The organism is Aquabacterium sp. UBA2148 (assembly GCF_002328915.1).
Lineage (GTDB): Bacteria > Pseudomonadota > Gammaproteobacteria > Burkholderiales > Burkholderiaceae_C > Aquabacterium > Aquabacterium parvum.
Map to the genome: position 1 here is coordinate 1 of NZ_DCXA01000309.1, position 10,410 is coordinate 10,410.

At 66.3% G+C, this 10,410-nt stretch carries 8 protein-coding genes; 3 read left to right on the top strand and 5 right to left on the bottom strand.

Annotated features, from left to right (window positions below; translation table 11 throughout):
- Together trpD and B2W70_RS16955 are read right to left on the bottom strand one after the other, a co-directional pair.
- On the bottom strand, positions 1 to 877 hold an 877-nt coding region (trpD, locus tag B2W70_RS16950; protein ID WP_286747591.1), incomplete at its 3' end, for an anthranilate phosphoribosyltransferase.
- 10 nt (positions 878 to 887) lie between these two features.
- The gene (locus B2W70_RS16955; RefSeq protein WP_286747593.1) at positions 888 to 1,472 is read right to left on the bottom strand and encodes an aminodeoxychorismate/anthranilate synthase component II; all 585 of its coding nucleotides are present in this window, start codon (positions 1,470 to 1,472) and stop codon (positions 888 to 890) included.
- 402 nt (positions 1,473 to 1,874) lie between these two features.
- On the opposite strand from B2W70_RS16955, the gene B2W70_RS16960 reads away from it, so the two are divergent.
- Positions 1,875 to 2,924, top strand: a complete 1,050-nt coding sequence (locus tag B2W70_RS16960; RefSeq protein WP_286747594.1) for a PEP-CTERM sorting domain-containing protein — start codon at positions 1,875 to 1,877, stop codon at positions 2,922 to 2,924.
- A 118-nt stretch (positions 2,925 to 3,042) separates the two neighbouring features.
- Positions 3,043 to 4,194, top strand: a complete 1,152-nt coding sequence (locus B2W70_RS16965) for an acyltransferase family protein (RefSeq protein ID WP_286747596.1) — start codon at positions 3,043 to 3,045, stop codon at positions 4,192 to 4,194.
- Here the strand turns inward: B2W70_RS16965 and B2W70_RS16970 are convergent.
- The gene (locus tag B2W70_RS16970; RefSeq protein ID WP_286747598.1) at positions 4,168 to 6,597 is read right to left on the bottom strand and encodes a putative bifunctional diguanylate cyclase/phosphodiesterase; all 2,430 of its coding nucleotides are present in this window, start codon (positions 6,595 to 6,597) and stop codon (positions 4,168 to 4,170) included. The genes B2W70_RS16965 and B2W70_RS16970 overlap by 27 nt on opposite strands.
- A 56-nt stretch (positions 6,598 to 6,653) precedes the next feature.
- The gene (gene trpE / locus B2W70_RS16975; RefSeq protein ID WP_286747600.1) at positions 6,654 to 8,132 is read right to left on the bottom strand and encodes an anthranilate synthase component I; all 1,479 of its coding nucleotides are present in this window, start codon (positions 8,130 to 8,132) and stop codon (positions 6,654 to 6,656) included.
- A 463-nt stretch (positions 8,133 to 8,595) separates the two neighbouring features.
- On the opposite strand from trpE, the gene B2W70_RS16980 reads away from it, so the two are divergent.
- On the top strand, positions 8,596 to 9,246 hold the full coding sequence (locus tag B2W70_RS16980) for a chalcone isomerase family protein (RefSeq protein ID WP_058086769.1): 651 nt from the start codon (positions 8,596 to 8,598) through the stop codon (positions 9,244 to 9,246).
- A gap of 96 nt (positions 9,247 to 9,342) precedes the next feature.
- Here the strand turns inward: B2W70_RS16980 and gph are convergent, their stop codons facing one another.
- The gene (gene gph, locus B2W70_RS16985) at positions 9,343 to 10,059 is read right to left on the bottom strand and encodes a phosphoglycolate phosphatase (RefSeq protein WP_058086768.1); all 717 of its coding nucleotides are present in this window, start codon (positions 10,057 to 10,059) and stop codon (positions 9,343 to 9,345) included.
- Positions 10,060 to 10,410 lie beyond the last annotated feature (351 nt).

The following is a 10,410-nucleotide window of genomic DNA, read 5'->3' on the forward strand; positions in this document are numbered from 1 at the left end:
CGCGCGCCGGGCCGGCCTCGTTGGCCAGCACACGCTGCAGGATGGCTTGCGACATCTCGCGCGTCTGCGCCTTGAGCATGGAGCCGTCGTGCTCGGCGATGCCGAACTGGCCGGGGTGGATGCGGTACTCGCGCACCTCGCCGTCTTTGAGCTCGGCCACCAGGGTGTCGCCGTTGAGGGTGATTTCGTCGAGGCCGTCGCTGCCGTGCACGACGAGCACGTGCTTGGAGCCCAGGCGTTGCAGCACGCGCGCCATGATGCCGACCAGGTCAGGGTGGAAAACGCCCATCAGCTGGTTGGGCGCACCGGCCGGGTTGGTCAAGGGCCCGAGGATGTTGAACAGCGTTCGCACCCCCAACTCCTTGCGCACGGGCGCGGCGTGCTTCATGGCGCCATGGTGGTTGGGCGCGAACATGAAGCCGATGCCGGTATCAAGCAGGGCCTGGGCCACGTTGGCGGGCTGCAGGTTGATGCCCACGCCGAGCGATTCGAGCACGTCGGCGCTGCCTGTGGACGAGGACATCGAGCGCCCGCCATGCTTGGCCACGCGCGCGCCGGCGGCAGCGGCCACGAACATGGCCGTGGTGCTGATGTTGAAGGTGTGGGCGCCGTCGCCACCGGTGCCGCACAGGTCGACCATGTGGTGCTTGTCATCGACCTGCACGGGCGTGGCGAACTCACGCATGACCTGGGCCGCGGCGGTGATCTCGCCCACGGTTTCCTTCTTGACGCGCAGGCCCGTGATGAGCGCGGCCATGACCACGGGCGACATCTCACCGGTCATGATGCGGCGCATCAGGCCCAGCATCTCGTCGTGGAAGATCTCGCGGTGCTCGATGACGCGCTGCAGGGCTTGCTGATCGGTGATCTGGCTCATGGCTGGCGCCTCACATCTTCAGGAAGTTGGCCAGCATGGCGTGGCCGTGCTCGGTCAGGATGGACTCGGGGTGGAACTGCACGCCTTCCAGGGGTGCGAAGTTGGGGTCGGTGAGCGAGCCCTTGTGGCGCACGCCCATGATCTCGCCGTCTTCGGTCTCGGCCGAGATGTGCAGGCACTCGGGCAGCGTGGCGCGCTCGATGGCCAGCGAGTGGTAGCGGATCACGGTGAACTGCCTGGGCAGGCCGGCGAAGACGCCCTGTTCATCGGTGGTGATGACGCTGGTCTTGCCATGCATCTGCTCGCGGGCGCGGATCACCTTGCCGCCCAGGGCCGCACCGATGCTCTGGTGCCCCAGGCACACGCCCAGGATGGGCAGCTGGCCGGTGAAGCGCTGCAGCGCGGGCACGCACACACCGGCTTCGGCGGGTGAGCAGGGGCCGGGCGAAAGCACCAGGCGGTCGGGCTTCATGGCGGCGATCTCGTCGAGGGTGACCTCGTCGTTGCGCACCACCTTGACCTCTTCACCCAGTTCGCAGAAGTACTGCACCAGGTTGAAGGTGAAGCTGTCGTAGTTGTCGATCATCAGCAGCATGTGCGCTCTTTCCTGTGGAGTTCGTGAGGGGCGCTGGGCAGCCCCCGTTGTCCGGCCCGCTCGGAAACCCGCTTTTGATCACTGGAGGGCCCAGTGTCGCGGCGGATGGGGCGTCTGGCGCCTTCGAGGGCGCGATGGTTCGGTCAGTTCGCAGGCTTACGCCAACGCCGACGGCACAGGTCTGCTGAGGGAGACGAGGACACACGCATGCTGGACATTCTAGCCACCTCGGGCCACGGCGGCGCAGCCCGGCCATTTCACGCCGGTCCATCACCGCAGCAGCTCACCCGCGAATGCGGGGGCAGGTGGTGGCGGCGCACGACGGCCGTGGGCTAGCCCGGTTGAGTTTTCACCAGGAGTTCGATAGCGTTCGTTTCACATCAATCAATCGAGGGAGAGACCATGCGTTTCATCGCATCCTTGGGCGTCAGCGTGCTCGCGCTGACCGTGAGTTCCACCACCCTGGCGGCCGATCTGCTCGGCGTCACCATCTCGCTGAACAACGTCAAGGCGAGGACCATCAACCTTGCTTCAGGCGAGTCCCGACCGTTGATCGACACATCGAGACCACTCACCCCCGCTGAGATAGCCGATTCCGATCTTTACTGGCACGCGGTCCAGAGTTACCAGTCCGGCGGTGGATTGTTCGGCGATTGGGGTGAGTGGTTTTACGTCCATGCCAACCCGCTGCTGGGGACCCAAGGCAACATCTTCGACGCCGGCAACAGTCGAGCACAAATCCATGTCGAACCGGGGGCGGTCACGTTACATGAGTCCATTCAGGACTCAGATGAGCTCAAGCATCGGCTTGCCAACCCGCTCCCAGTGGGGCTTCCCTACGATATGCACTTCGAGTTTCACGACACCCACCTTGGATATTCCGATCAGAGTATTTTTCTGGGCACCAACTCCGCAGTGGAAGTCACTGCAGTGGTCACGCTGAGCCAACAAAACGACCCAAGCATCTTCGTCACTGACTCGATCCTCTCTGAAGCCCTCGGCAAGACGATGACAACCGCGTACGCCAAAACCCGCGGGGTTTTCAATCTGTACTTATCCGCTGCAGGCGGCACGTCTCCACTCATCAGCTCCACCGGGGCTACTTTATTTTTCGTTGACTCTTACAGCGTCGATCACGAAGGACATGTCACCACGAGTCACGAGGGGAACATCACCTTGAACGATGACGAACCGAGCTCCTATGTGGTCGTCGCTCGCCTCGAGAACAGGAGTGCTCAGCCAATTGTGGTGGGAGTCTCCGCCTCTATGGTGACCGACACCTACATGACCACCAGCTTCGACCCCACCCTGGTCAGCTCGGTTCCCGAGCCCGGCAGCTTCGCCCTGGCGGCGGTTGGCCTGGGGCTGTTGGGTTGGCAGCGAGCACGCCGTCAAGGCGCTCAAAAAGCCCAAAAGGCTCCAAAGTCTCAGGAAGCAGCCCACCTCGTTTGAGGCGAAAAAGCCCAGGGCCACCGTCACCAAGGTGAGCGAACCTCGGTGACGGCCCCCCTTGGATGACTGCCCAAGGCGACGGGGTCAGGCCACGAGCTTGCTGCATGATCGGCGCTCTATGCCTGCACCACGCGCCCTCGCTGCTCGCCCTGCCACTCGCCCCGCCGCGCCACCCGGCGCCCCGGCCACCCTGCTGGGCCTGGAGCTGATGCGCTTCGTCTGCGCCCTGTCGGTGCTGCTGTGGCACTACCAGCACTTCTACGTGGTGGGGCCGGTCACGGCCGACATGACGCACGACCACGCCGTGCAGCCCCTGGCGGGCTGGCTGGCGCCTTTTTACGGCCACGGCTGGCTGGGCGTGCAGGCCTTCTGGGCGCTATCGGGCTTCATCTTCTTCTGGAAGTACGGGCAGGCGGTGGCCGATGGCAAGGTGGCCGCAGGCCGCTTCGCCTGGCTGCGGTTTTCGCGCCTGTACCCGCTGCACCTGGTCACCTTGCTGGCCATGCTGCCGCTGATCGCCTGGTACCGAGCCCAAACCGGGCAAGACTACGTCTACACCCACAACGACGCCGAGCACTTCGTGCTGCAGCTGTTCCTGGCCAGCGACTGGGCTGGGCGCAGCGAGTGGTCGTTCAACGGACCCATCTGGAGCATTTCCATCGAGGTGCTGGCTTATGGCGTGTTCTTCGCGCTCAGCCGACTGGGCTGGGTGCGGCCCTGGCAGATCGGCGCGGTCATCGCGGTCACGGGCGCCATCTACGCGCTCAAGCTGACGCCACACCCGCTGGTGCTGTGCCTGTTCTTTTTCTACCTGGGCGGGCTCACGCACGCGGCTTGGCGGTGGCTGCAAGGCACCACCCTGGCGTTGCGGGGCTTGGCCCAAACCGGCATGGCCGTGGCGCTGGCACTGGGCACGGGCCTGGCGTTCATGGGCATGCTGCGCCCGATGTTCTACGTCGCCCTGCTGACGCCCGTGGCGATGCTGGCCTTGTTGGCACTGGTGCAGCCCCGCTCCGAACGCATCTCGCGCGGCCTGACCACGCTGGGCCACACCACCTACGCCAGCTACCTGCTGCACTTTCCGCTGCAGCTGCTGGTGGCCAACCTGAGCGGCGCCAACCCCGCCAACCTGCCCCTGCACTCGCCTTGGTGGCTGCTGGCTTACCTGGTGGCGACCTTCGGCCTGGCAGCGCTGACCTACCGCTGGCTCGAAGCCCCGGCCCAGGCTGCGCTGCGGCGTTGGTCAGACCACCGTCGTGTGAAAGCCTGATTCAGGCTCGACCTGGCTGACCAGGGTGGCGCGAGCCAGCCAACCCGTGGCTTCGTCGACGCTGAGCGGGCGGGCGTACAAGTAGCCCTGCAAGGCGTGACAACCCGCCTCGCGAGCGGCACGGGCGTGCTCGGGGGTCTCCACGCCTTCGGCCACCACGTCGAGATCGAGCACCGAGGCCAGGTCGCAGATGGCCTTGACCACGGCCACGGCCTCGGTGTTGGGCATCGGGTCGATCAGCGATCGGTCGATCTTGACCGTCTGCAGCGGCAGGCTGCGCAGCATGTTCAGCGACGAAAAGCCGGTGCCGAAGTCATCGAGCGCCACCTCCACGCCCTGCTCGCGCAACAGCTTGATGTGGGCCATGGCCTGGTCCATGTGCGTGACGGCGGCCGTCTCGGTGATCTCCAGGGTCAAGGCGCGCGGCGGCAGGCTGTGTTGCCTGAGCGTCTGCATGACCTGCGCAGGGAAGTTGGCATCCAGCAACTGCAGCGGCGACACGTTGACCGCCACCGGCACGATGCGCAGGCCCGCCTGGCGCCAAGCCGCGAGCTGTCTGCAGGCCTCGCTCAAAATCTGCGCACCCAAAGGCACGATCAGGCCGGTGCGCTCGGCCGCAGGGATGAAGTCCAGCGGGCTGACGCGGCCGATGCCCGGTCGGTCCCAACGCACCAGGGCTTCGAAACCGATGAGCTCGCCCCGCTGCGCGCACACCTTGGGCTGGTAGACCAGCGTGAACTCGTGGTTCTGCAAGGCCGCTCGCAGGGCTTGTTCGGCGTTGAAGAAAGCGGCCATGCCTTGCTTGATCTGGTCGGCGGCGAACTGCACCGAGGTGCCTGGCAGGCGCTTGGCCTCGTGCATGGCGGCGTGGGCAGCCTGCAGCAGTTGCTCGGGCCCCTGCGCCGAAGAAGGGTGCGTGGCCACGCCCATCGACACGTCGATGTAGAAGCGGTGCTCGCGCACGGTCAGCGGCTCGCTGAGCAGGCGGCGAATGGTGTGGGCCAGGTCGGTGGACACGCGCGCCGGATCGCCCTGGGCCGGCGCCAGCAGGGCGAACTCGTCCTCGCCCAGTCGCATGACCTCGGCGCGGTCCTGCAACTGGTCGCGAAGCAGGTGGGCCACGCCGATCAGCACCTCGTCGCCCACCCGGTGACCATGGGCCTCGTTGAAAAACTTGAAGCGATCGACGTCGAGCAACAGCAGCACGAAGCCGTCATGGTCCCAGTCCTCGAAGCAGGTGCCCAGGCGGCGCAGCAGCGCAGCCCGGTTGGGCAGACCGGTGAGTTCGTCGTGGCGCGAGCGCCATTGCAGGGCCTGGGCGGCGGCCTGCTGGGCGGTCTCGTCCGAGACCACGACCTGCAGCGCCTTCTGACCATCCCAATCGACCTGCCAGGCCTTGTAGCGCAGGTGCAGTCGGCGGCCGTCGAGCGAGAGGCGCTCGCCGCCCCACTCGGCCTGCTCCATCTGTCCACGGATGACCTGCGTGGCCATGTCGGTGGCGGCTTCGCGATCGGTGGCCGGCACGGTGCGCGCCACCCACTCGGGCGAGAAGATCTCGGGCACCTCGGCCACCGCGTCCATGCCGAAAATGCGCCGAAACGCCGGGTTGGCGTAGGTGACCATGCCCCGGCGCACCACGGCCACGCCCTGGTGCGAGCGCTCGGTCAAGGCAAAAAACCGGTCTTTGAGCCGGTTGGCGCGCGCCGCCGAACGCACCATGGCCGCGTACAGCAGCGCCAGGCAAAGCGTCAGGCGCAACACCGCCGCGACGGTGGATTGAACGGGAGCGGCCGCCTCCCCGCCGAACACGAAGCTGAAGTGGTTCAGGCCCAGCAACACCAGCACGATGCCCACGGTGCGCTGGCTCAAGCCACCACCCCACAACCAGCGGCAAACCACCAGGCCGACCAGGGTGTTGAGCGCTGCCACGCCGGCTTGCGCCAGTTGGATGTCGACCAGCAGCAGGCCGCCGTACAGCGCCGACTGACCGAAGAACAGCGCCGGTGCCGCGTGACGCGGCCAGCGCTTGCGCGAGAGGTGCGCCAACCCCGCGACCAACAAGGTCAGCGAACCGGCGGCCACGCCGATCAACCCGAGGGCACCGAGCATGTGCAAGGCCGGCTGAGGCTGCCCCCAAGCCCAGTAGGCCACCGGGTTGAAGCAGTAGACGAGGTGCGCAAACCCCAACAGCGCCGCGAAGATCAGCGAACGATCCTTGCGCCAGACCAGCAGCAGGGCGCTGCCGGTGACCAGCATCACGGCGATGAAAAAAACAAAGGGGTACAGCACGGTCTGGAAGGCCTGCGCAAAGCAGGCTGTCTTGGTCTTCCAGAATCGGTCATCGCCCCATCCCGGGGCATGGGTGGAATCCCGCCTGAGGTGTTGAACAATGCCGGAATCCACCCCCCTGATCCGAGGATCCGGACATCAGACATGTCCGCTCCCCGGATGAGGGCGAATCAAAGGCCTTGTTCGACCATCTCGGCCGCACGCACCACGGCGCGGGCCTTGGCCTCGGTCTCTTTCCATTCGAGCTCGGGCACCGAATCGGCCACCACGCCGGCGCCGGCCTGCACGTACAGCACCTGGTCCTTGATGACGCCGGTGCGGATGGCGATGGCCACGTCCATGTCGCCCGCGAAGCTCAGGTAGCCGACGGCACCGCCGTAGACACCGCGCTGCACGGGTTCCAGCTCATCGATGATCTCCATGGCGCGGATCTTGGGCGCACCGCTGAGCGTGCCCGCCGGGAAGCTGGCGCGCAGCACGTCCAGGCCGCTCATGCCGTCTTTGAGCGCGCCCTCGACGTTGCTGACGATGTGCATGACGTGCGAGTAGCGCTCGATGCCGAAGGCCTCGGTCACCTTCACCGAACCCGTCTTGGCGATGCGGCCGATGTCGTTGCGCGCCAGGTCGATCAGCATGACGTGCTCGGCGCGCTCCTTCGGGTCGGCCAGCAGCTCGCGCTCGTTGGCGGCGTCGGCCTCGGGCGTGGCGCCGCGCGGGCGCGTGCCGGCGATCGGGCGGATGGTCACCGTTTCGCCGCCCTCGGTGTTCTTCTCCTGGCGCACCAGGATCTCGGGGCTCGAGCCCACGACATGGTGGTCACCCATGTCGTAGTAGTACATGTAGGGGCTCGGGTTGAGCGAGCGCAGCGCGCGGTAGAGCGTCAGCGGCGAGGCGGTGAAGCGCTTTTGCAGGCGCTGGCCGATGACGACCTGCATGCAGTCGCCCGCGGCGATGTATTCCTTGCAGCGCAGCACTGCCGCCTCGAAATCTGCCTTGGCGAAATGCCGCTCCACAGGATGGGATTCGGTCGGTGCCACGGGCGGCACGGGCACGACGGCGTTCAGGCGAGACTGCAACTCGCCCAAGCGATCGACCGCGCGGTCGTAGGCGCCAGGCTGGGCCGGGTCAGCGTAGACGATGAGGAACAGGCGGTCGGCCAGGTTGTCGATGACAGCGAGCTCTTCGCACTGCAGCAGCAGGATGTCGGGCGTGCCGATGCCACCGGGTTTGTGCGTTTTGGCCAGGCGCGGCTCGATGTGGCGCACCGTGTCGTAGCCGAAGTAGCCGGCCAGGCCACCGCAAAAGCGCGGCAGGCCCTGGGGAACGGCGGCCTTGAAGCGCCCTTGATAGGCCTCGATGAAGTCCAGCGGGTTGGCTTCATGCGTTTCGACCACGGCGCCGTCGGTGACGACCTCGATGTGCCGGCCGGTGGCGCGAACCAGCGTGCGGGCCGGCAGCCCCACGAAGGAGTAGCGCCCGAAGCGCTCGCCACCCACCACCGACTCGAGCAGGAAGCTCAAAGGCTTGCCCTGCGTGAGCTTGAGGTAGAGCGACAGCGGGGTGTCGAGGTCGGCCAGGGCCTGGGCGACCAGGGGGATGCGGTTGTGGCCCTCAGCGGCCAATGCGTCGAATTCGGAACGGGTGATCATGGTGGTGGGCCTCCGAGCCCCAGGGCACAAAATGGGCTCGCCGGCCCGGTGCCACGGTGATGTGTCGTCTCTGTCCCTCACCCTTTTTGGTGATCTGGGCACCTCGCGCCGGCTGCGTTTACCAGCGCTTACCCATTTCGCCAGGTGAGACCTTTGGCGGTGGGGGCGGGCACCTATCATCGCGCCGCTCACCCACAAAAAACCTTCAGGCAGGCATCAGCATCGCCAGGGCCATGCCCCCCGGTCATGCGGACCTTTGGTCTGTTTGCGTGAGACGAACATGAATCCAGTGTAGCAGGGGGTCGGTCGCGCGCCAGGTCGGCATCGGCAGGCGGCCATTCCCCCTCATTCGACCGGCGGGACATCCCTAGGGACCAGGGAAAACGAAGGTTGTGTGACGCGCCGCACGGGTAACAATTCATTACGGATCTCCGGATCCATCCAACGACGAGAGAGACACACCATGAAGCTGAACCTGGCATCTCCGGCGCCCGCCGGCGCTCGCCTCCTCTGCGGTCTGGCCGCAGGGCTCGCCATGGGTCTGACGAGCGTGAGCAGTGTTTGGGCCCAAGCCGCCAACACGGTGGGCGTGCACTACCAACCCACCGTCAAGGTGGAAGGCGTGCCCCTGACGCTCAACGGCACGGGCGTGTCCTACCGCGCGGTGGCCAAGCTCTACACAGTGGGCCTGTACGTGCCCCAGAAGACCAACAAGGCCGAGGTCGTGTTCTCGACCAACGGCCCCAAGGAGCTGCGCTTCGTGATGCTGCAAGGCATGCGCGTGGACGAAATCGGCAAGGTCATCACCCGCGGCATCGAGGCCAACAGCCCGCGCCAGGAGTTCTTCAGCCTGATCCCGTCCATCCGCATCATGGGCGAACAGTTCTCGCGCATCCGTCGCCTGAACGCCAACGACACCCTGTCGGTGGAGTACGTGCCCAAGCGTGGCACGGTGTTCTACGTCAACGGCCAGCCCGCCGGCCTGCCGATCGCCGACGCGAACTTCTTCCCCGCCATCCTGCGCGTTTGGCTGGGCACCAACCCGACCACGCAAGACCTGAAAGACGCGCTGCTCGACCACCGCGCTCAGCCGGTGCTGGAAGCGCTGCTCTGATCGGCCGTCGCCCTTCCTGGGCAAGCTGACGTGACAACGGGGCCTTCGGGCCCCGTTTGCGTTGGTGGGTGGGCTGGGTGGATCAACCGCGCGCAGTCAGCCCGCGAACAACTTCGCCCAGTCGACCTGATCCAGTCGGTTCACGTGCGCCAGCGCCGGCACCTCGGTGATCGGGTGGCCGTGGTTGTAGCCATGGGTCACCAGCAGCACCGGGCAGCCGGCGGCGCGGGCGGCCTGCGCGTCGTTGCTGGAGTCGCCCACCATCAGCGTGGCAGCGGGTTCACTTCCCAGGGCCTCGCAGGTTTTGAGCAGGGGCAGCGGGTCGGGCTTCTTGCGCGCAAAGGCATCACCGCCGAACACGTGCCGGAAGTGGCCGCGCAGGCCTTTGAGCTTGAGCAGCTGCTCGGCGAAGGCGGTGGGCTTGTTGGTCAGGCAGGCCAGGGGCACGCCGAGCTCGCGCAGTTGATTCAGCCCTTCGGGCACACCGGGGAAGACATCGGCATGCTGGCCGTTGAGGCGGTCGTAATGGCGCTGGTAGTGCTGCCAGGCTTCGGGCACGGCTTGGACTGCCTCGGGCGAATCATCGGGCAGGCCCCAGGCATGGGCCAGGCTGCGGCGCAACAGGTCGTCGGTGCCCTTGCCCACGGTCAGCGAGAGGAACTCGCGGTCCACACGGGCCAGCTCGATGGGGTGACAGCCCATGTCGGCCAGGGTGTGCTGGAGCACGACGTGGAAGTCGCCGAGGGTATCGACCATGGTGCCGTCCAGGTCGATGATGGCTGCACGGAGAGTCGGGGTGGAGGTCACGGACATCAGCAAAGGCCCGATCGGGGCGTGGATGAAGTGGTGGCGAAAATGGGCTGGTGCATTGTGCCGCTGCCCCGCGAACAGGGGCCCGTGCCCCGTGCAGACCCCACGGAATGCCCCCGTTCTAGGGTCCAACCCTAATTTGACAATCGTCCTTTTCAAATATAAAGTGCACACACTCGTTATCACATTGCAGCCGGGGCCCGCTTGCCTCTCATCAAGCACCTGCCGGCCGGCCCCCTGACCTCGCAAACGGAGACTCCCCACATGGCTGAACACTTTGACGTCCTGATCGTGGGCGCTGGCCTGTCCGGCATCGGCGCTGCCCGCCACCTCAAGACCCAATGCCCCGGCAAG

Excerpts from the sequence above, each read along its gene's own strand:
- trpE (WP_286747600.1), bottom strand. The coding sequence starts at position 8,132 with ATGATCACCCGTTCCGAATTCGACGCATTGGCCGCTGAGGGCCACAAC.
- B2W70_RS16955 (WP_286747593.1), bottom strand. The coding sequence starts at position 1,472 with ATGCTGCTGATGATCGACAACTACGACAGCTTCACCTTCAACCTGGTG.
- B2W70_RS16965 (WP_286747596.1), top strand. The coding sequence starts at position 3,043 with ATGCCTGCACCACGCGCCCTCGCTGCTCGCCCTGCCACTCGCCCCGCC.
- gph (WP_058086768.1), bottom strand. The coding sequence starts at position 10,059 with ATGTCCGTGACCTCCACCCCGACTCTCCGTGCAGCCATCATCGACCTG.
- B2W70_RS16980 (WP_058086769.1), top strand. The coding sequence starts at position 8,596 with ATGAAGCTGAACCTGGCATCTCCGGCGCCCGCCGGCGCTCGCCTCCTC.
- B2W70_RS16960 (WP_286747594.1), top strand. The coding sequence starts at position 1,875 with ATGCGTTTCATCGCATCCTTGGGCGTCAGCGTGCTCGCGCTGACCGTG.